This is a genomic window from Rhizobium sp. S163 (genome assembly GCF_030380805.1).
In the GTDB taxonomy this organism is placed as follows: domain Bacteria; phylum Pseudomonadota; class Alphaproteobacteria; order Rhizobiales; family Rhizobiaceae; genus Rhizobium.
The window spans coordinates 245,395-269,283 of record NZ_JAUDSA010000036.1; the positions used below are offsets into that span (position 1 = coordinate 245,395).

The following is a 23,889-nucleotide window of genomic DNA, read 5'->3' on the forward strand; positions in this document are numbered from 1 at the left end:
CTTGGCATCAAGGGGCTTTTCGTCGCGCAGGAGCGTCGTTTCGAGGCGAATCCGCCTTCGTCACAAACGTTAAAATGCGATTATTTCTCAAAACTGGATGTTCAAGCCTTTCTGCGACATTGCCATTCAAGGTTTCGCATGAAGTGAGGCAGCAATGACCGGTTACAACGAGCACAAGGGTGCAGCGCAGATACTTGTCGTCGAAGACGATCCAGTACAGCGCAGACTGCTGAAGAACGCCATCGAGCGTCACGGACACGTCGTCCACCAGGCAGAGAATGGCCGGATCGGTCTTGAGATGGTGAAGAGGGCCGGTGGCCTCTACAACGTCATCGTTCTCGACCTGATGATGCCCGAGATGACGGGCCTCGAGTTTCTTGAGGCGATCCATGCCTTCGGTACGCAAATTCCCGTGATCGTTCAGACCGGGCAGGGCGGGATCGAGACGGTGGTGCAGGCGATGCGCGCCGGTGCCTTCGATTTCGTCGTCAAGCCCGTCTCGCCGGAGCGGATTTCCAATTCGATCGCCAATGCGCTGAAGCTCGATCAACGCGAGGTCAAGGCACGCGCCGGACGGCGTTCGCGCTCCGGTGCCGTCGGCTTCGACGATATCGTGTCGGCAAGCCCGGCGATGATCCGCGTGCTGGATCTCGCCCAGCGCGCCGCGCAATCCAACATTCCCGTCGTGCTCGAAGGTGAATCCGGCGTCGGCAAGGAGCTGGTGGCTCGCGCCATCCAGTCCGGCAGCGACCGCTCCGGCAAGCCTTTCGTCACCGTCAACTGTGGCGCCATTCCGCACAATCTGGTCGAGAGCATTCTCTTCGGCCATGAGAAGGGTGCCTTTACGGGCGCCACGGAACGGCATGTCGGCAAGTTCATGGAAGCCGATGGCGGCACCATCTTCCTCGACGAGATCGGCGACCTGCCGCTCGACGTGCAGGTGAAGCTGTTGCGCGCCGTGCAGCAGGGCGAGATCGAGACCGTCGGCGCGCGCACCGCGCACAAGGTCAATGTCCGTCTGATCTCGGCGACCAACAAGGATCTGATCGAAGAGGTCAAGAACGGGCATTTCCGTGAAGATCTCTACTATCGCCTCAACGTGTTCCCCATCACCATCCCGGCGCTGCGCAAGCGCAAGGAAGACATTCCGCATCTGGTGCGGGTGTTCACGGAGCGCTTCTCGAGCGAGCAGAAGAACGGCAACCGGATGACGGTCAATGCCGGCGCGCTGGCGCTCCTCACCGCTTACGACTGGCCGGGCAACATCCGGCAGCTCGAGAACGCGATCTTCCGTGCCGTGGTTCTGGCCGATGGTCCGGAGCTGACGGAAGCAGACTTCCCGCAGATCGCGGCGCAGCTTCCGGAATACGACGTGGTCGATCACCTGGCGCTGGTTGCCGATAACAGCAGCAATGTTCGCCTCGGCGAGATCGCCGCTGCCGAGTTCGGTGTCTCGCAGACGGTGGCGGATAACGTCGCGGCGCGCATCAACGACGCACCCGACAACGCGATTTCGAGCACTAATCCGTCCGGTGACGTGCGCAAGCTAGCGGATGTCGAAGAAGAGCTGATCCGATTCGCGCTCAAATTCTATCGTGGCCAGATGAGCCAGGTTGCGCGCAAGCTGGGCATCGGTCGCTCGACGCTTTACAGAAAGTTGAAGGACTACGGGATCGACCCGGACAACCCGCAAAAGGACGCTGCATAGGGTGTTTCAGTTAAGATTCCGGCAATCATCTTTTGTTACCAATCATAAACCACTTGTTAGTGGCCTGTTCACTATGTAAAGAAAAGGTTGATCATGTGTGGCATTTTTGCCATCGTGTGACCGCATTTCACAGTCAAGGGTCAGATTGAGGGACCATCGGCTGTCTGACGGGGATTGAGTTTGCCGGATCTGAATTGGAATACGAAGCCTTCGCGCCCGACATGGCGCAACAGGTGCGCAGACCTTTGCGGAAAGGTGACAAGGACGGCTATGGCCGCCCTTCTCGCAGTTGCAGTTTCGTCCCCGGTGCTCGTCGGCTCCAGTACGCCGTCGCAAGCGGCGGGCGAAACGCGTAGTCTCAAGCTTTACTTCATTCACACGGGTGAGAAGGCTGTCATCACCTATAAGCGCAACGGCAGGTTCGACCCCAAGGGTCTCGAGCAGCTGAACCGCTTCCTTCGCGACTGGCGCAAGAACCAGCCGACGAAGATGGACCCGCGCCTCTTCGACCTGATCTGGGAAGTCTACCGCCAGAGCGGTTCCAAGGATTACATCAACGTCGTCTGCGGTTTCCGTTCGCCGGGCACCAATGCCATGCTGAAGAGCCGCTCGCGCAATTCCGGTGTCGCCGAGAAGAGCCAGCACATGCTCGGCAAGGCGATGGACTTCTTCATTCCTGACGTAAAACTGGCGACTTTGCGCGCGATCGGCATGAAAATGCAGGTCGGCGGCGTCGGTTTCTATCCGAAATCCGGTTCGCCCTTCGTGCACATGGATGTCGGCGGCGTTCGCGCATGGCCGCGCATGAACCGCGACGAACTCGTCCGTCTCTTCCCGAACGGCAACACGATGCACATCCCGGCCGACGGCAAGCCGCTGCCGGGTTATGAGCAGGCGGTCGCCGATTACAAGCGTCGCGTGAGCGACAGCTCGGTGCAGATGGCAAGCTCCGGCGCCTATACCGGCTCGGCCAGCGAAGAGCGCAAGAAGCCGAAGACCTTGTTTGCAGCCCTGTTTGGCGGTGGCGCGGACGAGGAAGAGGATAACTCCGACGACAGCACGCCAGCAGTGGCCGTTGCCAAGGCAACGCCGCCGAAGGCCGCCGATATGCCGAACGCAGCTGATCCGAGCCAGGGTGCCCCGGCTCAGGCAGAAGCTTCGCAGCAGACTGAAGTCGCAAGCGTTAACGCACCGATCCCGCAGGTGCGGCCGGCGTTCGCAAATCAGCCTGGCGGCAGCGAAGTGGCCAGCGCCCTTGTCGCTCCGCAATCGGGTAATGCCGCGCAGGATGCTCTTGCCGCTGTGACCGATCAGGGTCAGCAGGGCTATGCGGATCTCAGCGCGTATAGCGTTCCGGTGCCTTCGCTCCTCGGCGCACGTCGTTCTCCGGGAGACGCGGAAGTCGCTTCAGCCGATCCGGCTGCCGCGATGACGGGGAATCTCGCGGCCGTGCCTACGCCGGCTGAGCGTCCGGCTCTGGCAGAAAAGCTTCTGGCGGCGGCGAATGCCGATCCGGAAGCCGGTGTCGATGAGGCAGATCAGCAGGGTACGCTTTCTCCAGCAGTTGCCGATGCTCTCAACCAGCAGAACACTGCCAATCACGGCCAGCTTGCAGCCAACCAGCCGCCGGTATCGAGCGTCGAACAGGCTATAAACGCAGCGATGCCACAAAAGGTTCCGGCCGAAAAGCCGCCCGTCCAGCTGGCAGCGCTTGCGCCCGCGACCAAGTCGGCAAGCTTCGGCGATGCGTTCGATGTGCCGAAGCCGGCAATCGAGCCGAGTGCGGCTCAGAGCCTGCCCTCGAAGGGTGGCCGGCCGACCAAGCATGAAGCCGCCGAGGCTGATGCCAGCCGCGCGACTGTGACCACCGAGCCGAAGCTGACGCAAAAGATCATCTCGCAGTGGGCGCTCAGCAATGCGCGCATGGAAATGGTCACCAAGCCGGTCAAGGCACCGCGTTTCGTCAGCCAGACGCTGCGCGCACAGCCGAAGGCGGTCTATGCCGAGGGCTTCACCAAGACGGCGTCGATCGACACGGGCCGCTTCAGCGGCACGGCGGTCAACTTCATGGAAGTGCGCAAGTTCGAATCGAACTGAGCGATCTTCCAGATCAGACAATCAGAACCGTCGGAGCGATCCGGCGGTTTTTTGTTGGTGGCGTTGGATGCGCGCAAGTAACGGAGAGCGGTGATGAGGATTGGGTTCGTGGGTACCGGGGCGATCACCGAGGCCATGGTCAAGGGGATGCTCGGCTCGTCGCTTGATCTGTCGCGGATCACCGTCTCGCCGCGCAATGGCGAGATCGCGGCGCGCCTTGCCGCATCGTCGCCGCTGGTCGAGATCGGCGCCGACAACCAGGCCGTGGTCGATGCCGCCGATATCCTGTTCCTGGCGATCCGGCCGCAGATCGCAGAGGACGTAATCAAGGGCTTGCGTTTTCGCGCCGGGCAGAGCGTCGTCAGCGTTATAGCCGCGACCGACCGGGCGAAGCTCGAGGACTGGATCGATGCGTCTGTTACGATTACCCAGGCCATTCCGCTGCCCTTCGTCGCCGAGCGCGCCGGTGTGACGGCGATCTATCCTGAGAATGAAACGGTCGCCGCGATCTTTTCGGCGCTGGGAAGTGCTGTCGCCTGCGAGACGCGCGCGGAGTATGATCTGCTGGCGGCCGCAAGCGCGCTGATGGCCACCTATTTCGGCATCCTCGACCGCACCACCGGCTGGCTCGCCGATCAGGGAATGCCTGCGGACAAGGCGCGGGCCTATCTGGCGCCGCTGTTCCTCAGCCTCGCGCAGGAAGCGGTGAAGCATGGCGACACGCCGCTCACCGAACTCAAGGAAGAGTTCTCCACCAAGGGCGGTTTGAACGAGCAGGTGTTCGAGGACTTCGACCACAAGGGCGGAAGCGGCGCGCTGATCGCGGCGCTCGATCGCGTGCTGGCGCGGATCAAGGGGTAGGGCGTCACGCCCGGTTCAGGGCTTGCCGGGATTGTCGTTGGCGGTCGTGCGAAACTGCTCGTCCTCGAGCACGCGCGCGCCGGTATCGAGCACCCGGATCACCATCTCGTAGATGTTGAGCGCGCGTTTGCTTGAGGGCATGCTGTTGTCGAGAATATCAAGCGCCTGGCGCAGGCGCTCGGCCAGTTCCTTGTCGGTGATCGTTTTCACGAAATGCGCTCCGCAAGTTGCTCCTCTGACTGTGTAATCTACCGCGAATTGCGCGATGAAGCCACTATCCGAAGGTTGGAGACGGGCGTTGTACGCCACCTTTCAGCCGGCGATTTCAGACATGACGTGTTCGGCGAGCGCAAGCGACGAGGTGAGCCCCGGGCTCTCGATGCCGTAGAGATGCACCATGCCGCTGACGCCATGGACTGAGGGGCCGTGAATGGCGAAGTCGGCGGCGGGCTGGCCGGGGCCGGAGAGTTTGGGGCGGATGCCGCTATAGGCGGGCTGCAGGCAGTTGTCGGGGAGGCCGGGCCAGTAGCGGCGAATCTCGTCGTAGAAGCGCTCGCAGCGCGTCGGATCGACCTCGTAGTCGATCGTGTCGATCCACTCGACATCGGGGCCGAAGCGGATCGAGCCGCCAAGGTCCATGGTCAGGTGCACGCCGAGGCCGCCATCCTCCGGCACCGGATAGATCAGCCGCGAGAAGACGTTGCGCGTCGGGGCGGCGAAATAGTTGCCCTTGGCAAGATGGAGCTTGGGCACTGTGGCGTGATCGAAGCCCGAGACGAGGCGGGCGAGATCGTTGGCGTGCAGGCCGGCTGCGTTGATGAAGTGGCGCGAGGCCACGTCGTATTCCTCGCCGCTCGTCTTGTCGCGGGTGCGCAGGACGAAGCAGTTGTCGGCGGCCTCGCCTGATATGATCTCGGTGTTGAGGGCGATGAAGGCGCCGTTCTCCTCGGCATCCCCTCGCAAGGCGAGCATCAGCGCATGGCTGTCGATGATGCCGGTCGAGGGCGAGACGAGGGCGGCGACGCAGTTCAGCGCCGGCTCGCGGGCCATCGCTTCCTCGCCGGAGATCAGCACCAGATCATCGACGCCGCATTCGGCCGCCTTGATGCGGATCGCTTCCAGTTTCTCGACCTGCGCCGGGCTGGTCGCGACGATGAACTTGCTGCAGCGTGCGTGAGGGATTCGCCGGTCTTCGGCGTAGCGATAGAGCCGCCCGCGCCCTTCGATGCAGAGCCGCGCCTTCAGCGATCCGGGCGGGTAATAGATGCCGGCGTGGATGACTTCGGAATTGCGCGAGCTTGTTTCCATGCCGATCATCGGGTTGGCCTCGATGACGAGCGTCTCCAGACCGCGCATCGCCGCTTCGCGCGCGATCGCCAGCCCGATTACGCCGGCACCGGCGATGATGCAGCCGACCTCATCCATTCCAATCCTCCTGCAACACCCCGATCACTACCGCAATCGGCGGGGCGATCAAAGTCCCGCAATCCTAGGGCTTTCGGCGTAGCGCTTTTGGCATAAGTGGCATGACCGATTGGGGGGAGACACAGGCCCATTTCGGTTTATAACGTCGCAGTCTCTGAGAAACAGCATCCGTTCGGCCTATATGGGGCATGTGCGGAGCGCGCGCCCGGCGCGCCGTTCGCTGTCCGACAAATTGATTTGATGAAGACGACAAGGAATAATCATGCAGACCTATCCCGATGTGAAGCTGTTCATCGACGGCGAATGGAAGAATGCCGCCTCCGGCAAGACGCTGCCCGTCACCGACCCGGCCACGGGTGAGACCATCGGCACCATTCCGCATGCCTCCCGCGAGGATCTCGACGCCGCACTCGCCGCAGCCGACAAGGGCTTCCGCGTCTGGCGCGATACCTCGCCCTTCGACCGCTCGAAGATGATGCGCCGCGCCGCCGACCTGTTGCGCGAGCGCAAGGAAACCATCGCCTGGATGATGACGCGCGAGCAGGGCAAGCCGCTGGCGCAGTCGCTCGTTGAACTCGCCGGCGCCGCCGACGTCATCGACTGGTTCGCCGAAGAAGCGCGCCGCACCTATGGTCAGGTCATTCCTTCGCGCGCGCCGAATGTCACGCAGCTGGCGATCAAGTCGCCGGTCGGCCCGGTCGCCGCGTTTACGCCGTGGAACTTCCCGATCAACCAGGTGGTGCGCAAGCTTTCGGCCGCTATCGCCGCCGGCTGCTCGATCATCGTCAAGGCGCCCGAGGAAACCCCGGCATCGCCGGCCGAGCTGATCCGCGTCTTCGCCGATGCCGGCATTCCCAATGGCGTCGTCAACCTCGTCTACGGCATTCCGGCCGAGATCTCCGAATATCTGATCTCGCACCCCGTCATCCGCAAGATCTCGTTCACCGGCTCGACGCCTGTCGGCAAGCAGCTGGCGGCGCTGGCCGGCCTGCACATGAAGCGGGCGACCATGGAGCTTGGCGGTCACGCCCCGGTCATGGTGTTCGATGACGCCAATGTCGATCAGGCCGTGTCGATCATGGCCGGCTCGAAGTTCCGCAATGCCGGCCAGGTCTGCGTCGCGCCGACGCGCTTCCTCGTGCAGGACGGCGTGATGGACCAGTTCACCGACGGTTTTGTGAAGGCCGCCCAGGCGGTCAAGGTCGGCAACGGCCTGGACGCAGGCGTCGAGATGGGCCCGCTCGCCAACGAGCGCCGCATCCCGGCTCTCGAAGAGCTGATCAACGATGCCGTCTCGAAGGGCGCAGAGCTCAAGACCGGCGGCCGCCGCATCGGCAATACCGGCAATTTCTTCGAGCCGACGGTTCTCGCCAACGTGCCGCTTTCGGCGCGCGTGATGAACGAAGAGCCCTTCGGCCCGCTCGCCATCATCAACCGCTTCTCCACGCTCGATGACGCGATCACCGAAGCGAACCGCCTGCCGTTCGGCCTGGCCTCCTTCGCTTTCACCAGCTCCAGCGCCACCGCGCAGGCGCTTGGCCGCCGCGTTGAAGCCGGCATGCTGTCGATCAACCACAACGGCCTTGCCCTACCGGAAGTGCCGTTCGGCGGCATCAAGGATTCGGGCTATGGTACGGAAGGCGGCTCGGAAGCGATCAACGCCTATCTCGACGTGCGCTACGTCACACAGCTCGGCTGATCGCCGGGACAGAGAGACAAAAAGAAAGCCGCCGGGGCGACCCGGCGGCTTTCTTGTTTGGTTCGATCGTAAACGAAAATTAGGCTTCCGCCGGACCTTCGATCATGCCGAGCGCGGCGAGATAGGTGTCGAGGATCGCTTCTTCCTCGAGACGTTCCTGCTCGTCCTTCTTGCGCAGCGCGATGACCTTTTTCAGGATCTTGGTGTCGAAGCCGGTTCCCTTGGCTTCGCCGTAGACGTCCTTGATATCGTCGGCGATGGTCTTCTTTTCTTCTTCCAACCGTTCAATGCGCTCGATGAAAGCGCGAAGCTGGTCGCGGGCAACGCCGTGGGCATCAGACATCGTGTTCTCCTGCTAGGGGGATAAAAATTCGGATGGCGTTGACTGCCGTGAAGATCAGCCGGGGTCAAGCCTATTCGACAGAGCCGGGGCTCATTTGTGCGGGTTGTTGCTTTCGAATGCGGCTTTTTGTTGGGGCGTCGCTTCACTCTGGTAGCGGCTTTTCCACTCGTCGAAGGGCATGCCGTAGACGATCTCGCGGGCTTCGTCCTTCGTCAATTCGACGCCATCGGCATCGGCTGCGTTCTTGTACCAGTTGGACAGGCAGTTGCGGCAGAAGCCGGCCAGATTCATCATGTCGATGTTCTGCACGTCGGTGCGTTCGCGTAAGTGCGCGACGAGGCGGCGGAAGGCGGCTGCCTCGAATTCGGTCTGCTGTTGCTTGCTGAGCGTGGTCATGTCGCTCTCCTCTTTTCAGTATGGGCCGGTGCGCGAGACGTGCACCTGGAATCGATGCAGGGCGGGGTCGGCGTTCATGGTCGCGAAGATCGGCGCGAGCCGGTCGGCCCAGGCGGCGATGCCTGCCGCGTCGCCGATCAGGTCCTGGCGAACCTCCAGCAGCGCATGCGGGATGCCTGTGACCATGCAATGCTGGTACATGGTGTCACCCTTCAGTGCGCCATCATAGGGCTCGTTGTCGCCGATCACCAAATCGGGATCGGCGCGCAGCAAGTCAAGAAGCGGGGCGACGGCGCGGTGGTCGCTATCCCACAACACGGCGGCGTGCCATGGGCGCGGCACGTTTTTCCAGGCGGGCGTGAAAGAATGCAGCGAGAGGACCAGCGGCGCCTTGCCGGTGGCGGCGGCGACCTTCGCAATCGTCTCGCTGACGGCATTGTGATAGGGGCGGTGAAAATTGGTGATGCGGCCGTTCCACTCTTCCCGGGTGATCGGGTGATTGCCTGGAATGATGGCGCCGTCGGAGATCTTCATGATCAGCGTCGGGTCGTCCTCGCCCCGGTTCGGGTCGATCAGCAGGCGAGAAAAGCCGCCGAGCACGGCGGGCACACCGAGCTTTTCAGACAGCGCCCGCGTCAGTCCCTCGATGCCGATGTCATAGGCGATATGCCGGGCAAAGGCGCTCTCGGGCAGGCCCAGGCTGCCATAGCGTTCCGGCAGGCGGTTCATCGCATGGTCACCCAGGAGCACCATACCCCTGTCATGATGTCCGCCTAGAATTTCGAAGGATTGGAAGTCGTTCATCGAGGACAATGCCGTTGACTGTTGCAAGCGTGTCTCTGATCGCACGGGCAGGGGAAGGGTTCAAGCGCGCCACGTGATCAAACACCTGGCAATCACTTCGTGCCAGCCTGGCAATCTCCGCGCGATCCTTGTGGCGGCGAGTGCGCCTCTTGTTTGATGTCAGAAATATAATCGATTAGCATTGCGTTGACTTTCGCCGGGAGGCAGCGCAAGAAGGCACGACAACGAATAACCGGGAGCCAATTGGAAGTCGTGTTGATCCAGACCGCGCCATGTTTCCTTACGCGTTCCGGGCCGCTTGCCCGTTTTGCTCTTTTTGTTCTCGCGGCGTTCTCGCCGTTCTTCATTGCCGATGTGGCGCGCGCTGATTTCCGCGTCTGCAACGGTACGCAGAATCTAGTCGGCGTGGCGATCGGATACCGGGCCAAGGACGGCTGGATGACGGAGGGCTGGTGGCAGGTCCCGGCAACGACCTGCGCGACACTGATCGAGGGAGAGCTTCAGTCTCGCTACTACTACCTCTACGCCGAAGACGCCGCCCGGGGAGGACGATGGACGGGCGACGTGCAGATGTGCGTGGCGGAGAACGAATTCAAGATCACGGGCGTCAATGATTGCTACGCCCGTGGCTATCAGAAGATGGGGTTCAAGGAATATGACACGGGCCGCCAGGGCAGCTGGATGGTTCAACTTTCCGATACCCCAGGCACCCAGGAAAGTCCGAACTGATGAAGCGTAACCGCAAAGTAAAAATCCTCGCAACGCTCGGACCCGCCTCGTCCGAAGAAGCGATGATCGAGAAGCTGCACCAGGCCGGTGCCGACGTTTTCCGCATCAACATGAGCCATGCGAGCCATGACACGATGCGCACGCTGATCCAGCGCATCCGCGCCGTCGAGGCGCGCAGCGGCCGGCCGATCGGCATTCTCGCCGACCTTCAGGGTCCGAAGCTGCGCGTCGGCAAGTTCGCCGACGTCAAGGTCGACCTGAAGCCGGGCGACACGTTCACGCTCGACAACAACGACACCCCTGGCGACAAGAACCGCGTGTTCCTGCCGCACCCCGAAATTCTCGAAGCCGTGAAGCCGGGCGACCGCCTGCTGATCGACGACGGCAAGCTGGCGCTGCGCGCTGAAAAGTGCGACGGCAAGAGCATCGTCACGACGGTTGTTTCGGGCACCCGGATTTCCGACCGCAAGGGCGTGAGCCTTCCCGACACGATCCTCACCGCCGGCGTCCTGACCGACAAGGACCGCGCCGACCTTGATGCGGTTCTCGCAACTGATGACGTCGACTGGGTTGCGCTCTCCTTCGTGCAGCGTCCGGAAGATCTGGTCGAAGTGCGCAAGATCGCGCGCGGTCGCGTTGGCCTGATGGCGAAGATCGAAAAGCCGCAGGCAATCGAACGGATCGAAGAGATCATCGAGCTTTCAGACGCGCTGATGGTTGCCCGTGGCGACCTCGGTGTGGAAATGCCGCTCGAAGCGGTTCCCGGCATCCAGAAGCAGCTGATCCGTGCCTGCCGTCGTTCGGGCAAGCCTGTCGTCGTCGCCACGCAGATGCTGGAATCGATGATCTCCGCGCCGGTACCGACCCGCGCTGAAGTCTCTGACGTCGCGACCGCCGTCTTCGAAGGCGCCGACGCCGTCATGCTCTCTGCTGAATCCGCGTCCGGCGATTATCCGGTTGAAGCCGTCTCGACGATGGCGTCGATCGCCAGCACCATCGAGCGCGAGCCGCACTATCCTGGAATCATCTACGCCCAGCGCGCCCAGGCGGAAGCCACCGGCGCCGATGCGATTTCGCTGGCTGCCCGCCAGATCGCCGAAACGCTGCGCCTGTCGGCCATCGTCTGCTACACCTCTTCGGGCACGACGGGCCTGCGCGCCTCGCGCGAGCGTCCGCAGGTGCCGATCCTGGCGCTGTCGCCTGTTATCCAGACCGCACGCCGCCTCGCCATCGTCTGGGGCCTGCACTGTGTGGTCACCCATGACGCGACCGACCTCGACGACATGGTCAACCGCGCCTGCCGCATCGTCGCCGACGAAGGCTTCGGCAAGCCGGGCGACCGCATCATCATCTCGGCCGGCGTGCCGCTCGGGACACCTGGTGCGACGAACATGCTGCGCATCGCCTATATCGGTTCGGACGGCCAGAGCGGGTTTTGATCCGGATTTGGTTTGATTGAGTTGAGAACCCGCTGCCTCCTGGAGGTGGCGGGTTTTTTGTTGATGGGTTGTGGTGGATCGCGGGGTTGGTGGGTGGGTGGGATACCCCCTCTGCCCTGCCGGGCATCTCCCCCACAAGGGGGGAGATCGACTCGTGACTACGGTCTCCGCCAAACAATAAGAGTGGAACGAGCGGCCGCGCCCAGCCAATCTCCCCACCTGTGGGGGAGATGCCCGGCAGGGCAGAGGGGGGTATCCCACTCACTGACTGCTCGATCAGCATTTCTCCGAGGAAACGCGATCGACCGTCACGGCAACGACACGTGACCGACGCGATAGATCCGCGTCGATGGCGACACAGCAGGCGCGTCCGCGTGCAGCACGAAGCGCACCATCGTCCATCCCAAGGGATCGAATGCCGCAACGGATGCGAGCACGCCGGGCTGATCCAACAGCTCACTGCCAAGGGCAGTTTCGCTCTCGCGAACCGATGCGAGCGAAACGTCCGCGCCCAGCGGCAATATCTCGCGTGTCGCGAAGCGCGCCTCGGCCACATCCGGCGCCACATCGCCATGCCAGACAATCCACGTCGCCACCTGCGGCCGGCCGAAGGATTGGCTGACGGCCTCAAAACCGGGGCCGCAAAGGAAGTCGCTCGCGCCTTCTGCATGCCGCCAGAAATAGAAGGGCGCGTAGAGATTGTCCGTCGCGCCAAGCTCGCCCTTGCGTGCCGTGAGGTAGGCCTTGAAGCCGAGCTTGGGGAAACCGTCGGTCATCGGGCCCTTGTCGTGGATGCGGCGGTCGATGATCGCCATGTCGTAATCGGCGGGCAGGGTGAAAGCGTATTGCATGGCGATCATGGCGCGGTCTCCATTGCGCGGATTTCCCAGCCGGGCTCCAGCATTTGCTGCCCGCCATTGCCGAAGGACCATTCGTCCGGCGCCGTGGTGTTGACGACGATCATCACATCCTCAGGCCGCAGCCCCGGCGACTGGCCGAGCAGTTCGACCGCGCGCTTGAAGAAGGCGGTGCGCGCTTCCGCCGTGCGCGGCTTGCCGGCGGTGATGGCGATCAGCACGAAATCGTCGGAGCGTGGGCCGGCGAGATAGTTGCGGTCGAAGATCAGTTGGCCCCGATCGTGCTGGTGGATGATGTGAAAGCGATCGGCCGGCGGCACGTTGAAGGTTTCCACCATGGCGCGGTGGAGGCTCTCGGAGAGAGCCGCGAGATAATCCGGCGACTTGCCTTTCAGAAGCGAGATACGAGTGAAGGGCATGTTTGCCTCCTTTTCTCTGATGTTGACAGGAAGAGGATCGCACTGCACGATAATGCAGAAAATCAGAATATAATGGATCATCGATCCTGAAAATATGGACTATTAAATGCGCCGGACGATCTTCGACCTCGACGTTCTCAGAACCTTCGTGACCGGCATGGAGCTCGGCAATTTCGCGCGCGCCGCCGACCGGCTGGGGCGCTCGACCTCGGCTGTGAGCGCGCAACTGAAGAAGCTGGAGGAGCAGGCGGGCACGCCGATCTTCCGCAAATCCGGCCGCGGGCTGGCGCTGACCGATGCCGGCGAAACCATGCTCGGCTATGCCCGCCGACTGCTGGAGCTGAACGACGAGGCGGCGGCGGCCGTGCACAGCGTCGAGCTGGAGGGCTGGGTGCGGCTTGGGCTGCAGGAGGATTTCGGCGAGACGTTGCTCCCTGATGTGCTCGGCCGTTTCGCGCGGGCGCATCCGAAGGTGCGGGTCGAGGCGCGGGTGGTGCGCAACGTCGAGCTGATCGAGCGGGTGACGTCGGGCAAGCTCGACCTCGCCCTTGCCTGGAGCGACGGGACGCTGACGCCGCATTGCGACCGGATCGGCGAGGTGCCGATGCGCTGGATCGGCTCGGCCTCAGTGTCGTCAGGGTGGGGCCGCGAGAGCGGGGAACCGCTGCCGCTCGCGGCACTCGAGGCGCCCTGCCTGATGCGGAGCGCTGCGACCAAGGCGCTGGATGCGGCGGGGATTTCCTGGCGGCTCGCCTTCGTCAGCCCCAGCCTCGGCGGCCTGTGGGCGGCGACGGCGGCGGGGCTCGGGATCACCCTTCGCACGCCGGTCGGCCTGCCCGCGAAGGTGCGGCCGCTTATGGCGGAAGAATTGGCGCTGCCTGAATTGCCGGGGCTTGGTCTGGTGCTGCACCGGGCAGAGGCGGAGAGCGCGCCGGCGGTGGCGAGGCTCGCGGGGTTGGTGCGGCAGTCGGTTTCGGATGTGCTTGGCGAGGTTGAAAGGCCCGTTGGTGGGGTGGTGCGGTAAGGGCGTGGTTAAGGTGGTTGCGGTGTGGTGCGGCTGGAGGAGTTGGTGAGCGCATTATCGCTGGCTTGGCGGGTGGGATACCCCCCTCTGCCCTGCCGGGCATCTCCCCCACAGGTGGGGAGATTGGCTAGGGGCCGCCGCTCGCTCCTACCTCGATGTTTGGATGGAGAGCGGGCCACGGATCGATCTCCCCCCTTGTGGGGGAGATGCCCGGCAGGGCAGAGGGGGGTAACACAACCGCCGAGATCTCGGTCTTCTAGTCAGCTATCGTACTCGCCGACCTCTCGGTCTCGCAGCTACCTCCCGCAGCGCCGACCTCTCGCCCTACCCCCGCAACGCCAACGCCCGGCCAAACATCTCGTCATCCACATTACCGCCCGAGGTCACCACGATCGCAGCATCCTCCTGCAACTGCTCGCCATGAAACAACGCTGCCGCCAGCGCGACTGCGCCGCCGGGTTCGACGACGATCTTCAGGCGGGTGAAGGCGAGCGCCATGGCGCGGAGTGCTTCCTCGTCGGTGACGACGAGGCCGGGGCCGGCGAGGCGTTTGAGGATGGGGAAGGTGATGTTGCCGGGTTGCGGCGTGATGATCGCGTCGCAGATCGAGCCTGATAGCGTGGCGTTGCGCTCGATCTGGCCCGAGGCCAGCGAGCGGGTCGTGTCGTCGAAGCCTTCGGGCTCGCAAGGGCGGACGCGGAAGGCGGGGGTGCGGGCTTCGAGTGCCAGCGCGATGCCCGAGGTCAGCCCGCCGCCGCCGCAGGGGACCAGCACCTCGGCCGCGGTCATGCCTTCTTCTTCCGCCTGTTCGGCGATCTCCAGGCCGGTCGTGCCCTGGCCGGCGATGACCTGGGGTTCGTCGAAGGGCTTGATCAGGGTGAGGCTGCGTTCTTCGGAGAGGCGCGCGCCGATCGCGTCGCGGTCTTCGTTGGCGCGGTCGTAGAGCACGACCTCGGCGCCAAGAGCGCGCGTATTGGCGATTTTCAGCTTCGGGGCGTCGGAGGGCATGATGATGACGGAGGGGACGCCGTGCAGCTTGGCGGCAAGCGCGACGCCCTGCGCGTGGTTGCCGGAGGAGAACGCGATGACGCCGCGAGCGCGTACCTCTGGCTCCAGCGCCGAGACAGCCGACCAGCCGCCGCGGAACTTGAAGGAGCCGGTGTGCTGCAGGCATTCGGCCTTGATGAACAGCCGGCGTCCGGCGATCTCGTCGAGAAACGGAGAGGAAAGAAGCGGGGTGCGGCGGGCATGTCCACGCAGGCGGGCGCGGGCGGCGACGATCATTTCAATGCTGACCATGGGAGCTCTTTCGGATGATGATGCCGTCATGAATAGGACGCGGCCTTCGCGTTGTGAACGGCTGCTTTGTCACGGTGACATGAAAAGCGGCTGTTGCGGCGCCGGCAGGAATTCCGGTTCCGGCGCGGGCTTTTGGCTGACCGGCCGGGTCTGGTGGCGCCTGCGGTATTCGGTGGGGCTCGTGGCGGTCACGCGCAGGAATTCGCGGTTGAAATTCGACTTGCTGATGAAGCCGCAGTCGAACATCAGCCGGGTCACCGGCTCATCGGTCGTTTCCAGCATCCGGCAGGCGGCGCGGATGCGGAAGTCGTTGACATATTGCGAGACGCTTGCCTCGTGCACTCGGTTGACCGCGATCGATACGCGGCGGACGGGCAGGTTCATCCGGCGGGCGATGCGGCCGAGATTGAGTTCGGGGTCGCGGTAGAGTTCGCGCGACTGCATGAGCTCGTCCAGCGACCGGGCGATGGCGCCGTCTTCCTCTGTCGGCGAGGGTGCCGGTGGCTGTGGCTGGGGCGGCGGCGATGACGCGGATTCTGTGGACTGGCTGCTGCTGGCGATGGCAGCGGCGGTGCCGAGTGCCAGCAGCGAGATGACATTGCCGATGGCGACCACGGCGCCGGCGTGAGCGCCGCCCGTTCTATAGAAATCGAAGCTGATGACGATATCGGCGGTGGCGGAGGCAAGCAGTGCTGCTGCGGTAATCAGCAGCGAGCGGTATGAGAGGAGCGCGCCGTCGAGCCGTGAGGAGATAAGTCCATCAGGGCCGTGGCGGGCGAGCCAGAAGAGGGCGGCGCCGTAGGCCGTGAAGGTGGCGGTGATGAAGACACCGACGGGGCCGCGCCAGAAGATCATCAGCACGAGGACGACGGCGGCCGGCAGGAGATGCGGCGCAAGGCGCAGCCAGGAGAGGGTGTTGTCGCGGGCGAGGTTGCTGAAGCTGATCCAGGCGAAGGCGGCGATCAGGGCGGCAAGCACCGCCTGGCCGGGCATCAGGGCGATGATGTCATAGCCCCAGCGCAGGCCGAGCAGCACCGATTGCAGCGCGTAGAGCCCGATCAGGATCAGGAAGGGCCGCCGCTCGGGCGCCAGGCCGTCGCTTTGCCTGACCATCCGGACAAGCAGGATCGCGAGCAGCAGGGTGACGACGAAGGGCAGCGGCACGAAGATCATGGGTGCGGATCCAGCAACAGAAGAGCGATATGAGCACGACAATGACCTCGATCGCAATCGCGGGCGACCCGGATCGCGATCGAGGTCTCGATTTCGTGTGGTCTCAGCGACCTTGGGTCCGCCGCTCGATGGGAGCGGTGTCACGCAAGGAGACTGCCATGATGATCATCATAACGATACCGCTTCTCTTGTTCACGCTGGTTTCAAGCTATGCCGATGGCTGGCGTACGGGAGAGACGATCGACGTCTCGGCGATCCGCTCGATCGTGATAACTGGCGACGCCAGCTCGATCCGGATCAGCGCCAATTCAGACGAGCCTTATCGGGCCGAGACGCGCGGGCGGCGCGACGGGTGGTTCAGCCGCTGGTACTCGAGCTGGTTCTTCAGCGGTTGCGAGGACCAGAGCCGGATGACGGTCGATGGCACGATGCTTTCGATCGCGGTTGCGTCCACGAAATGGTTCGATCTTTCCGATTGCTCACCCGAGGTCGTCGCCAACATCCCGCCGGGCGGGTCGATCGAGGTCAACCAGCAGGCCGTGATGGCGCGGTTCGAGGGCGAGTTCGCGAAGCTCGGCCTGTCGAGCAAGGCGGCAGACGTCACGCTGCAGGGGCATGCCTCGAACGTTGCCATCGACAGTGCCGCGCTCAGGGCGCATCTGACTTACGACAAGCTCAACGCCGACGAGACGATCGACGTGAAGGCGCATTCGGTGGACAGCTATATCGACTTCGGCAAGGACGTGCCTGTCGATTACACCGTCACGGCCAAGGCGTCGCTCATCGACAGCCCCCGGCCGAGCGTGGTCGGCGCCAAGCCTGTCGTCACCATCAAGGCGGAATACGCGCATACGACGATCCGCTGAGGGGCTTGGAGCCTCCCCTGCTGCGATTGCCTAATAGCCGCCGGCCGAGCCTTCGGTCGAGCGGCTGTCCATGGCGCCGTTGTAGCGGGCGCCGCCGCCTTTATCGATATCCTTCAGGCTCTTGCCGCCGACGAGGATGCCGGCGGCCCGGCCCCAGACGGGCGTGCCGCTGCCGTCGTCCATGGTGTGGCCCATCGCGATCAGCGCGCGGATCGTGTCGGGCGACAGCGCGTAGGGCTCGAAATAGATCTTGTCGGGCTGCCACTGGTGATGGATGCGCGGGGCGTTGACGGCCTGGCTGATGTCCATGCCGAAATCGACGACATTCAAAATGGCTTCCAGCGTGATGGTGATGATGCGCGAGCCGCCGGGGCTGCCGATTACCATGAAGGGCTTGCCGTCCTTGGTCACGATGGTGGGGCTCATCGACGAGAGCGGGGTCTTCTTCGGCGCGATGGCGTTGGCTTCGCCCTGGACGAGGCCGTAGAGATTGGGGACGCCGGGCTTGGAGGTGAAGTCGTCCATCTCGTTGTTGAGAAGGATGCCGGTGCCGGGCGCCACGACGCCGGCGCCGAAGTTGCCGTTCAACGTGTAGGTGACGGCGACCGCATTGCCCTCGTCGTCGATGATCGAATAATGCGTGGTCTCGGTGCTTTCCTTGGCGCCGAGCGGCTTCAGGTTGGCGGATGTGCCTGACTTGTTGATATCGATCTTGGCGCGGATAGCCTTGGCATAGCTCTTGTCGAGAAGCGTCGTGACCGGGTTGTCGACGAAATCCGGGTCGCCGAGGGCGGCGTTGCGGTCGACATAGGCGTAGCGCATGGCCTCGGTCATGAGGTGCACGGTCTCGGCGGAACCGTAGCCGAGGAAGGAGAGCGGGTAGCCTTCCAGGACGTTCAGGATCTCGCAGATGATGACGCCGCCGGAGGAGGGCGGAGGCGAGGAGATGATGTCATAGCCGCGATAGCTGCATTCAACCGGCTTCAGTTCACGCACCTGATATTGCTCGAAATCCTCCTTGGCCAAAATGCCGCCCTTGGCCTGGCTGGCCTTCACGATCGCGTCCGCCGGCATGCCCTTGTAAAAGGCGTCGGTGCCCTTGTCGGAGATGCTCGTCAGCACGGAGGCCAGTTCAGGCTGCACCAGCTTCTCGCCTGACGTGAAGAGCTTGCCGTCGGGCTTGAGGAAGATCTTGGCGGCCGCCTCGTCCTTGGCCAGCCGCTTGGCACTGTTCTCGATCGAGGCGACGTCGCCCTGTTCGAGGGTGAAGCCATCCTTGGCGTAGCGGATGGCGGGGGCAAGGAGATCCTGGCGCGACTTGGTGCCGTATTTCTCGCGGGCGGTCTCGAAGCCCATGACGGAGCCGGGCACGCCGACGGCCAGATAGCCGTCGAGGCTGGCGCGGGGCACGATATCGCCCTTGGCGTCGAGATACATGGTCTTGGTGGCGGCGAGCGGCGCGCGTTCGCGGAAATCGAGGAAGGTGGACTTGCCATCCTTCATGCGTATCGTCATGAAACCGCCGCCGCCGATATTGCCGGCGGTCGGATAGACCACGGCCAGCGCATAGCCGACTGCGACCGCCGCATCCACGGCATTGCCGCCGTTCTTCAGCACCTCGACGCCGACATCGGTCGCCAGATGCTGGGCGGTGACGACCATGCCATGCTCAGCCTCTACAGGCGCGGGCGAGGCGGCAAGTGCCGGTGCGATTGGCGCCAGCGTCAGCGACAGGGCGGCGATGAGGGCTGCGGATTTCGTGTGAAGACGGTCCATGATGTTCCCCTCGTTGGACTGACATGGGGAAGATATGGGGTTGCAGGCGTGGCAGGCAATGCGCGGCGGGCGCTAAGTGGTGCCCTGCAGGTCCGGCGTTGCGACTGGCTTTGGCGTTGGGGTCGGCTGCGGGATGGACGGCAATTTGGCTTCCGGCGCTGGCAAAGCCAGTCTTGCCTCGGCAATCCGTGCGGCGGCCTGCAAGTCGCGGTCGTAGCCTGAGATCTTCTCGATTGCCGCGATGGCGACGTCGGTGGCGAGGTAATCGGGCTTGTGGCCGACGCCCTTGATCTTGACCAGTTCGGAGCCGGCGATGTCGCGGGCCAAGCCTTGCGAGTGCAGGTGCTCCCAGACGATGTCGTCGCTGTCGCCGGTGATGATGACCGTGGGCGCCGATATCTTGATATAGAGATGCGATTGGGTCTTGAAGTAATCAAGCAGGCGCACGAAGTCGGCGGCGTTGTTGTGGAAGGTGGCGGGGCGCAGCACCAGCGAGGGGCCGGTTTTCATGATGTAATCGGCCGGTCGCGGGTTGGGGCGGAAGACGTTGAGTGTGCCGCGTTCCAGACGCCGCAAGCCCAGCGGCACGACCAGTGCGTGGTTGAAGAGCCAGCCGATCACCGGGGCTGTCGAGACGTGATAGTACCAATCGATGCCGCCGGGCCATGGATGCGTGGCAGGCGCCAGGAAGAGCAGACCGGCCGTCTTTTCCGGATGACGAACGCCGAATGCGGCGGCGATGGCGCCGCCGAAGGAATGGCCGACGATGATCGCCTTGTCGATGCCGCGCTTTTCCATCAGCGCGGCGATGGCGTCCGCCTGGCCTGAGGGGAGGGCGTTATCCGGTCCGCCGCGTTCGGAATAGCCGTGGCCGGGTCTATCGACGAAGAGCATTTCGGCGCGGCCTCGCAACGGCTCCAGAAAGGCGCCGATCTGGTCGAGCAGGTTGCCGCTGGCGCCATGGATGAAGACCAGCGCCGGCAGGTCGGCGGTTTCGGGGCGCTCGATGTGGACGGCGTTCATGCGGTAGCCGCCGATGTCGGTCAGCTCGCCAATGTTGGGATAGGCCTGCTCGAACTGGCGGGCCTTATAGGAAGAGTAGCCGATTGCTGCGGCCAGAGGGGCGAGGAGGGCGGAGACGAGGGTAAGCATGGTGCGACCTGCGGAAGGGACTAACGGACCATACGTTAGATTGGCTCGCGCGGTTCACCTTCAAGAGGGGCCGGGCAAGAGGGGAACCTGTCACACAGTAATATGTCAGGTGCGGCTGCCGGCGAGCTTTTCGGAGAGCGTGTTCAGCTGTTCCTGCGCATTGCGGTTGGCGGGGTAGATTTCGAGGAAACGCTCCCATGCCTTCAGCGCAAGCTGGTCGTTGCCGCTGTCGCCAAGAATGGAGGCCATGCCCGCGAGAGCGCCGAAATGACGAGGCTCGATATCGAGCACATGTTCGATATCGGACATCGATTTGCGCATCGCGCCGTTGGTGTAGTTCAGCGTGGCGCGGCGGTTCCAGCTCTCGGAGTAGCCGGGCTTCAGCGCGATCGCCTGGTCGAGGAAATCGAGTGCGGCGCTGTTGCGCTTCTCCTCGATCGCCTTGTCGGCCCATTGCATCAGCAGGTTGACGGTAGCGCTGCCCGAATCGTTCCATTCGGCGCGGATCTCGTTGGCGATGTTATCGGCCTTGTCGGCGTCGCGCTCGCGCTTCAGTGCTGCGAAAAGCTGATCGAGATGTTCTTTTGGCGAGAGGTTCGCGGCCTGCTGCTCGACGATCTTTTCCTTGTCCCGCGCGGGCGCGGGTTCCTGCGCATGGGCAGGCAAGGCAACTGAGAGCAGGGCGAGGGAGAGCGGCAGTGCCGCGCAGGTCATAGCCAAAAAACGCATGGCGGGCATAATAGCCCGCCAACGCGAAAGATCAAAACACTTTAACGGGATCACAAAAGAACCCTTCCGGACAGGCTCAGGCGCGTAAACGCTGCCGAGCCATCCGGCCAGCCAAATCAGCCCTGACGAGCCTTGAAGCGTGGGTTCAGCTTGTTGATGATGTAGATGCGGCCCTTGCGGCGAACCAGGCGGTTGTCACGGTGACGAGCCTTGAGCGACTTGAGCGAATTCTTGATCTTCATTGTTTTGATCCGCGATGTTGGGGGGAATTCACATTCGCCCGTATCTATTACATTCAAAAGCGCGCTCAGGGCGCGCTCTTCAGGTTGGGCGTGCAGATAACCCGGCCTCTTGTCTGTGTCAACCACGTGAAGGTGTTTTTCCCGTGGCAGTGGCCGGTTTTGTCAGGGGAAAACCCCTTATTTCCCCGCCCGTGCGCTGGCAAGCGTGGTGACGTGACCCATCTTGCGGCCGGGTCTCGATTCCGTCTTTCCATAGAGGTGAACCAGCGTGTCGCGCCGCTTCAGCCAGTCCGGAAGAGCAAGGATATCGTCGCCGATCAGGTTCTGCATCACGCAGTCGGAGTGGCGATCCGCGTTGCCGAGCGGCAGGCCGGCGACTGCGCGGATATGCTGCTCGAACTGCGAGATCACGCAGGCGGCTTCCGTCCAGTGGCCGGAATTGTGCACGCGCGGTGCCATCTCGTTGGCGATCAGGCTGCCGTCGGCGAGCGCGAAGAACTCGATGCCGATGACGCCGACATAGCCGAGCGTCGAGAGGATCTTCTCGGCGGCATCGCGCGCGGCTGTGGCCGTGGCGTCGGTGATCGACGCCGGAACCGTCGAGGTGTGCAGGATGCCGTTGCGGTGCACGTTTTCGGCCGGATCGTAGCAGGCGACGGTGCCGTCGGTGGCGCGGGCGGCGATGATCGAGATCTCGCGCTCGAAGGCGACGAAGCTTTCGAGGATCAGCGGCACGCCGCCGAGTTCGGCAAAGGCGCCATCGGCGCTGTCGGCAGCCGAGCGGAACACCTTCTGGCCCTTGCCGTCATAACCAAGGCGGCGGGTCTTCAAGACACCCTGGCCGCCGAAATCGGCAAGGGCGGCCTCGAGGTCGGCCTGGCTGTCGATAGCGTGGAATTTCGCGGTCGGAATGCCGCAATCATTGATGAAGCGCTTTTCGACGAGACGGTCCTGGGCGGCTTCCAGCGCTTTTGGCGGCGGATAGACCGGCACGGTCTGCGCCAACGCTTCGGCTGCGGAGACGGGGACGTTCTCGAATTCGTAGGTGACGACGTCGCAGACGGTCGCCAGTTCCTCAAGTGCGGCTGGATCGTCATAGGCGGCGACGATCTGCCGGTTGGCGACCTGCGCTGCCGGGCAATCGGCCTGCGGCTCGAGAATGATGGTGCGGAAGTTCAGGCGGGCGGCAGCCATGGCCAGCATGCGGCCAAGCTGGCCGCCGCCGATGATGCCGATCGTTGTCATGCTCATAGGTCGTCCATCGGGTATTCGGCGATCGCCGCACTTTGGCTCTCGCGCCATTCGTCAAGCCGGTCGGCAAGGTCTTCGTCCGACAGCGCCAGAACCGCGGCGGCAAGAAGCGCCGCGTTGATGGCGCCGGCCTTGCCGATCGCCAGCGTTCCAACCGGGATGCCGCCGGGCATCTGCACGATCGACAGCAGGCTGTCCTGGCCGGACATCGTCTTCGACTGCACCGGAACGCCGAAAACAGGAAGAGGGGTCATCGCGGCGGTCATGCCCGGAAGATGGGCGGCGCCGCCGGCGCCGGCGATGATGACCTTGAAGCCTTCCGACTTCGCACCCTTGGCGAACTCGACCATGCGATCGGGCGTGCGATGTGCCGATATGATCCTGGCGTCATAGGGGATCTCGAGCGCCTCCAGCGTATCGGCGGCGTTCTTCATGGTCTCCCAATCGGACTGGCTTCCCATGATGATGGCAACGGTCGGTCTGTCTGTCATCGTCACGACACTTCCTTCAGGCAATGATATCCGGGCTTCAGGCGATGATATCCGGAATGATCTGGTCTTCGAGCTTCGACAGCTTGTCCTTGATAACAAGCTTCTTTTTCTTCATGCGCTGAACGCGCAGGGCATCGCAGCCAGTCGCGATCATGGCGTTGATGGCGACATCGTAGTCCTCATGCTCCTGGCGCAGGCGCGCCACCATGAGCCTGACTTCCGCCTGTTCCTGATCCGGCATACGCATTCCCCATGATCGTCTTCAGACCTTCTCCGGCCTGTCGCTAATTTTTGCAAGCTCCTATCACCAAATAGCGGTAACGGCTAGTTAGTCTCGATCATGAATTTGCCACGCTCTCTCCTTGTTTTCGCCTTCGACAAGCCTTCAAAAATGTGTCACAGTTTGAGGGTTGACGCCTTGGATCTCCGGCGGTGTTGGCTGGAGAAAGGCTAGAGGAAGGAAGGGTCATATGACTGTTCAAGCTCATCTTGAATCACTCCAGAAGAAGCATGGCGCTCTCGAAGACGAGCTCCATTCACTGATGGCATCCCCCTCCAGAGACGACCGTGAGGTTGCCGAGTGCAAGCGCAGGAAGCTGCGCATCAAAGACGAGATTGAGCGTCTCAAATCATCCGTACACTAAGCAGGATAGAACGTTACAGGGCGTGGTCGACGCGATTCAAAGGGTAAATATCGCAATATAACCAGTTGTTTAGTAGTCTGTCGCGTCCGTTGGAATGTTCCTGCGCGTCGGTTGCCGAAAAGGTCGCAGCCGGCGCGTTTTCATGTCCGGATGGCGTTATGCCCAGAACTGATCCAGCCAGAGATTGAGCCTGTCGAAGCCGCGATTGTTGACCGCGTAGATGCGTTTCGTGCCATCGGCGGTGACCGAGACGAGGTCGCAATCGAGCAGTGCCTTGAGGTGCTGGGAGACGGCCGGACGGCTGATCGGAAGGCCTTCGGCGAGCTCGTTGACGGTGCGCGGCGAGCGTCGCAATTCCTCCAGCAGGAAGCGCCGGTGAGGGTCGGCAATCGCAGTGAAAGGGTCCACGTTCGACATGGCGAAAAGCTACGTCAATCGGAGAATTAGGGCAAGCGAATTGTGCGC

General features: G+C 63.2%; 26 protein-coding genes and 1 pseudogene. 10 read left to right on the forward strand and 17 right to left on the reverse strand.

Going from position 1 to position 23,889, the window contains the following annotated elements:
- The first annotated feature begins 154 nt into the window (after nt 1-154).
- The 3 genes from QTL96_RS26255 to QTL96_RS26265 all read left to right on the forward strand — a co-directional run bounded on the left by QTL96_RS26255 (nt 155) and on the right by QTL96_RS26265 (nt 4,666).
- Complete coding sequence (locus tag QTL96_RS26255; RefSeq protein WP_111563367.1) at nt 155-1,708, forward strand: sigma-54 dependent transcriptional regulator; 1,554 nt, start codon at nt 155-157, stop codon at nt 1,706-1,708.
- 180 nt (nt 1,709-1,888) lie between these two features.
- Nucleotides 1,889-3,805, forward strand: a complete 1,917-nt coding sequence (locus tag QTL96_RS26260; RefSeq protein WP_037111523.1) for a DUF882 domain-containing protein — start codon at nt 1,889-1,891, stop codon at nt 3,803-3,805.
- Between the two features lie 93 nt (nt 3,806-3,898).
- A complete protein-coding gene (locus QTL96_RS26265) occupies nt 3,899-4,666 on the forward strand; it encodes a pyrroline-5-carboxylate reductase (RefSeq protein WP_289729782.1) in 768 nt (255 codons plus the stop codon).
- 15 nt (nt 4,667-4,681) lie between these two features.
- Here QTL96_RS26265 and QTL96_RS26270 read toward each other — a convergent pair whose 3' ends face one another.
- A complete protein-coding gene (locus QTL96_RS26270; RefSeq protein WP_112981603.1) occupies nt 4,682-4,876 on the reverse strand; it encodes a hypothetical protein in 195 nt (64 codons plus the stop codon).
- 102 nt (nt 4,877-4,978) lie between these two features.
- Nucleotides 4,979-6,091, reverse strand: coding sequence for an NAD(P)/FAD-dependent oxidoreductase (locus tag QTL96_RS26275; RefSeq protein WP_289729783.1), 1,113 nt, complete (start codon nt 6,089-6,091; stop codon nt 4,979-4,981).
- Nucleotides 6,092-6,353: 262 nt separating this feature from the next.
- Here QTL96_RS26275 and QTL96_RS26280 point away from each other — a divergent pair, with 262 nt between their 5' ends.
- Nucleotides 6,354-7,790, forward strand: a complete 1,437-nt coding sequence (locus tag QTL96_RS26280) for an NAD-dependent succinate-semialdehyde dehydrogenase (protein WP_289729784.1) — start codon at nt 6,354-6,356, stop codon at nt 7,788-7,790.
- Between the two features lie 79 nt (nt 7,791-7,869).
- On the opposite strand, the gene QTL96_RS26285 is transcribed toward QTL96_RS26280, so the two are convergent.
- The 3 genes from QTL96_RS26285 to QTL96_RS26295 form a co-directional block, all read right to left on the reverse strand.
- Nucleotides 7,870-8,133 (reverse strand): DUF2312 domain-containing protein, encoded by a 264-nt coding sequence (locus QTL96_RS26285; RefSeq protein WP_018899724.1) that lies wholly within the window; start codon nt 8,131-8,133, stop codon nt 7,870-7,872.
- 90 nt (nt 8,134-8,223) lie between these two features.
- Entirely contained in the window at nt 8,224-8,529 is a 306-nt protein-coding gene (locus QTL96_RS26290; RefSeq protein WP_289729785.1) for a DUF1244 domain-containing protein, read from the reverse strand.
- Between the two features lie 15 nt (nt 8,530-8,544).
- Nucleotides 8,545-9,333 (reverse strand): N-formylglutamate amidohydrolase, encoded by a 789-nt coding sequence (locus tag QTL96_RS26295; protein WP_289729855.1) that lies wholly within the window; start codon nt 9,331-9,333, stop codon nt 8,545-8,547.
- Between the two features lie 243 nt (nt 9,334-9,576).
- Between QTL96_RS26295 and QTL96_RS26300 the strand changes: the two genes are divergently transcribed.
- From QTL96_RS26300 to QTL96_RS26310, 3 genes and pseudogenes are all read left to right on the forward strand, one after another.
- Nucleotides 9,577-10,062, forward strand: coding sequence for a DUF1036 domain-containing protein (locus QTL96_RS26300; RefSeq protein WP_111563360.1), 486 nt, complete (start codon nt 9,577-9,579; stop codon nt 10,060-10,062).
- Nucleotides 10,062-11,501 carry a pyruvate kinase gene (gene pyk / locus QTL96_RS26305; RefSeq protein WP_289729786.1) on the forward strand — a complete coding sequence of 480 codons (1,440 nt, stop codon included), beginning with the start codon at nt 10,062-10,064 and terminating at the stop codon, nt 11,499-11,501. Before QTL96_RS26300 ends, pyk begins: the two co-directional genes overlap by 1 nt.
- A gap of 107 nt (nt 11,502-11,608) precedes the next feature.
- Nucleotides 11,609-11,770, forward strand: a pseudogene (locus QTL96_RS26310) (riboflavin biosynthesis protein RibD); the annotation flags it as partial.
- A gap of 39 nt (nt 11,771-11,809) precedes the next feature.
- On the opposite strand, the gene QTL96_RS26315 reads toward QTL96_RS26310, so the two are convergent.
- On the reverse strand, nt 11,810-12,361 hold the full coding sequence (locus QTL96_RS26315) for a DUF4865 family protein (protein WP_289729787.1): 552 nt from the start codon (nt 12,359-12,361) through the stop codon (nt 11,810-11,812).
- Nucleotides 12,358-12,777: a tautomerase family protein gene (locus QTL96_RS26320; RefSeq protein WP_289729788.1), complete on the reverse strand. Its 420-nt coding sequence runs from the start codon at nt 12,775-12,777 to the stop codon at nt 12,358-12,360. The genes QTL96_RS26315 and QTL96_RS26320 overlap by 4 nt, the downstream gene beginning before the upstream one ends.
- 106 nt (nt 12,778-12,883) lie before the next feature.
- Between QTL96_RS26320 and QTL96_RS26325 the strand changes: the two genes are divergently transcribed.
- Nucleotides 12,884-13,801, forward strand: a complete 918-nt coding sequence (locus QTL96_RS26325) for a LysR substrate-binding domain-containing protein (RefSeq protein WP_289729789.1) — start codon at nt 12,884-12,886, stop codon at nt 13,799-13,801.
- 324 nt (nt 13,802-14,125) lie between these two features.
- Here QTL96_RS26325 and QTL96_RS26330 read toward each other — a convergent pair whose 3' ends face one another.
- Nucleotides 14,126-15,100 carry a threonine/serine dehydratase gene (locus tag QTL96_RS26330; protein WP_289729790.1) on the reverse strand — a complete coding sequence of 325 codons (975 nt, stop codon included), beginning with the start codon at nt 15,098-15,100 and terminating at the stop codon, nt 14,126-14,128.
- Between the two features lie 69 nt (nt 15,101-15,169).
- On the reverse strand, nt 15,170-16,273 hold the full coding sequence (locus QTL96_RS26335; protein WP_289729791.1) for a helix-turn-helix domain-containing protein: 1,104 nt from the start codon (nt 16,271-16,273) through the stop codon (nt 15,170-15,172).
- A gap of 29 nt (nt 16,274-16,302) precedes the next feature.
- On the opposite strand from QTL96_RS26335, the gene QTL96_RS26340 reads away from it, so the two are divergent.
- Nucleotides 16,303-17,139: a hypothetical protein gene (locus tag QTL96_RS26340; protein WP_289729792.1), complete on the forward strand. Its 837-nt coding sequence runs from the start codon at nt 16,303-16,305 to the stop codon at nt 17,137-17,139.
- Between the two features lie 30 nt (nt 17,140-17,169).
- On the opposite strand, the gene ggt is transcribed toward QTL96_RS26340, so the two are convergent.
- From ggt to QTL96_RS26375, 7 genes are all read right to left on the reverse strand, one after another.
- Nucleotides 17,170-18,915, reverse strand: coding sequence for a gamma-glutamyltransferase (ggt, locus tag QTL96_RS26345; RefSeq protein WP_289729793.1), 1,746 nt, complete (start codon nt 18,913-18,915; stop codon nt 17,170-17,172).
- A gap of 72 nt (nt 18,916-18,987) precedes the next feature.
- Nucleotides 18,988-20,067 (reverse strand): alpha/beta hydrolase, encoded by a 1,080-nt coding sequence (locus QTL96_RS26350; RefSeq protein WP_289729794.1) that lies wholly within the window; start codon nt 20,065-20,067, stop codon nt 18,988-18,990.
- 105 nt (nt 20,068-20,172) lie between these two features.
- A complete protein-coding gene (locus QTL96_RS26355; RefSeq protein ID WP_018899710.1) occupies nt 20,173-20,805 on the reverse strand; it encodes a hypothetical protein in 633 nt (210 codons plus the stop codon).
- A gap of 107 nt (nt 20,806-20,912) precedes the next feature.
- A complete protein-coding gene (ykgO, locus tag QTL96_RS26360) occupies nt 20,913-21,038 on the reverse strand; it encodes a type B 50S ribosomal protein L36 (RefSeq protein WP_003566454.1) in 126 nt (41 codons plus the stop codon).
- Between the two features lie 177 nt (nt 21,039-21,215).
- Nucleotides 21,216-22,289: a 5-(carboxyamino)imidazole ribonucleotide synthase gene (locus QTL96_RS26365; protein WP_289729795.1), complete on the reverse strand. Its 1,074-nt coding sequence runs from the start codon at nt 22,287-22,289 to the stop codon at nt 21,216-21,218.
- Nucleotides 22,286-22,780 carry a 5-(carboxyamino)imidazole ribonucleotide mutase gene (gene purE, locus QTL96_RS26370; protein WP_018899708.1) on the reverse strand — a complete coding sequence of 165 codons (495 nt, stop codon included), beginning with the start codon at nt 22,778-22,780 and terminating at the stop codon, nt 22,286-22,288. Before purE ends, QTL96_RS26365 begins: the two co-directional genes overlap by 4 nt.
- 37 nt (nt 22,781-22,817) lie before the next feature.
- Entirely contained in the window at nt 22,818-23,021 is a 204-nt protein-coding gene (locus QTL96_RS26375) for a YdcH family protein (protein WP_018899707.1), read from the reverse strand.
- A 229-nt stretch (nt 23,022-23,250) separates the two neighbouring features.
- Between QTL96_RS26375 and QTL96_RS26380 the strand changes: the two genes are divergently transcribed.
- Nucleotides 23,251-23,424, forward strand: a complete 174-nt coding sequence (locus QTL96_RS26380) for a DUF465 domain-containing protein (RefSeq protein ID WP_018899706.1) — start codon at nt 23,251-23,253, stop codon at nt 23,422-23,424.
- 156 nt (nt 23,425-23,580) lie between these two features.
- On the opposite strand, the gene QTL96_RS26385 is transcribed toward QTL96_RS26380, so the two are convergent.
- Entirely contained in the window at nt 23,581-23,841 is a 261-nt protein-coding gene (locus QTL96_RS26385) for a metalloregulator ArsR/SmtB family transcription factor (RefSeq protein WP_018899705.1), read from the reverse strand.
- Nucleotides 23,842-23,889: the final 48 nt, after the last annotated feature.

What these genes read in the sequence shown, in the direction of transcription:
- QTL96_RS26290 (WP_289729785.1), bottom strand. Translation starts at nt 8,529, where the DNA reads ATGACCACGCTCAGCAAGCAACAGCAGACCGAATTCGAGGCAGCCGCC.
- QTL96_RS26380 (WP_018899706.1), top strand. Translation starts at nt 23,251, where the DNA reads ATGACTGTTCAAGCTCATCTTGAATCACTCCAGAAGAAGCATGGCGCT.
- QTL96_RS26280 (WP_289729784.1), top strand. Translation starts at nt 6,354, where the DNA reads ATGCAGACCTATCCCGATGTGAAGCTGTTCATCGACGGCGAATGGAAG.
- purE (WP_018899708.1), bottom strand. Translation starts at nt 22,780, where the DNA reads ATGACAGACAGACCGACCGTTGCCATCATCATGGGAAGCCAGTCCGAT.
- QTL96_RS26315 (WP_289729787.1), bottom strand. Translation starts at nt 12,361, where the DNA reads ATGATCGCCATGCAATACGCTTTCACCCTGCCCGCCGATTACGACATG.
- ggt (WP_289729793.1), bottom strand. Translation starts at nt 18,915, where the DNA reads ATGGACCGTCTTCACACGAAATCCGCAGCCCTCATCGCCGCCCTGTCG.
- QTL96_RS26320 (WP_289729788.1), bottom strand. Translation starts at nt 12,777, where the DNA reads ATGCCCTTCACTCGTATCTCGCTTCTGAAAGGCAAGTCGCCGGATTAT.
- QTL96_RS26295 (WP_289729855.1), bottom strand. Translation starts at nt 9,333, where the DNA reads ATGAACGACTTCCAATCCTTCGAAATTCTAGGCGGACATCATGACAGG.
- QTL96_RS26335 (WP_289729791.1), bottom strand. Translation starts at nt 16,273, where the DNA reads ATGATCTTCGTGCCGCTGCCCTTCGTCGTCACCCTGCTGCTCGCGATC.
- QTL96_RS26325 (WP_289729789.1), top strand. Translation starts at nt 12,884, where the DNA reads ATGCGCCGGACGATCTTCGACCTCGACGTTCTCAGAACCTTCGTGACC.
- ykgO (WP_003566454.1), bottom strand. Translation starts at nt 21,038, where the DNA reads ATGAAGATCAAGAATTCGCTCAAGTCGCTCAAGGCTCGTCACCGTGAC.
- QTL96_RS26375 (WP_018899707.1), bottom strand. Translation starts at nt 23,021, where the DNA reads ATGCCGGATCAGGAACAGGCGGAAGTCAGGCTCATGGTGGCGCGCCTG.
- QTL96_RS26340 (WP_289729792.1), top strand. Translation starts at nt 16,303, where the DNA reads ATGAGCACGACAATGACCTCGATCGCAATCGCGGGCGACCCGGATCGC.
- QTL96_RS26285 (WP_018899724.1), bottom strand. Translation starts at nt 8,133, where the DNA reads ATGTCTGATGCCCACGGCGTTGCCCGCGACCAGCTTCGCGCTTTCATC.
- QTL96_RS26385 (WP_018899705.1), bottom strand. Translation starts at nt 23,841, where the DNA reads ATGTCGAACGTGGACCCTTTCACTGCGATTGCCGACCCTCACCGGCGC.
- QTL96_RS26365 (WP_289729795.1), bottom strand. Translation starts at nt 22,289, where the DNA reads ATGAGCATGACAACGATCGGCATCATCGGCGGCGGCCAGCTTGGCCGC.
- QTL96_RS26265 (WP_289729782.1), top strand. Translation starts at nt 3,899, where the DNA reads ATGAGGATTGGGTTCGTGGGTACCGGGGCGATCACCGAGGCCATGGTC.
- QTL96_RS26275 (WP_289729783.1), bottom strand. Translation starts at nt 6,091, where the DNA reads ATGGATGAGGTCGGCTGCATCATCGCCGGTGCCGGCGTAATCGGGCTG.
- pyk (WP_289729786.1), top strand. Translation starts at nt 10,062, where the DNA reads ATGAAGCGTAACCGCAAAGTAAAAATCCTCGCAACGCTCGGACCCGCC.
- QTL96_RS26355 (WP_018899710.1), bottom strand. Translation starts at nt 20,805, where the DNA reads ATGCCCGCCATGCGTTTTTTGGCTATGACCTGCGCGGCACTGCCGCTC.
- QTL96_RS26350 (WP_289729794.1), bottom strand. Translation starts at nt 20,067, where the DNA reads ATGCTTACCCTCGTCTCCGCCCTCCTCGCCCCTCTGGCCGCAGCAATC.
- QTL96_RS26255 (WP_111563367.1), top strand. Translation starts at nt 155, where the DNA reads ATGACCGGTTACAACGAGCACAAGGGTGCAGCGCAGATACTTGTCGTC.
- QTL96_RS26330 (WP_289729790.1), bottom strand. Translation starts at nt 15,100, where the DNA reads ATGGTCAGCATTGAAATGATCGTCGCCGCCCGCGCCCGCCTGCGTGGA.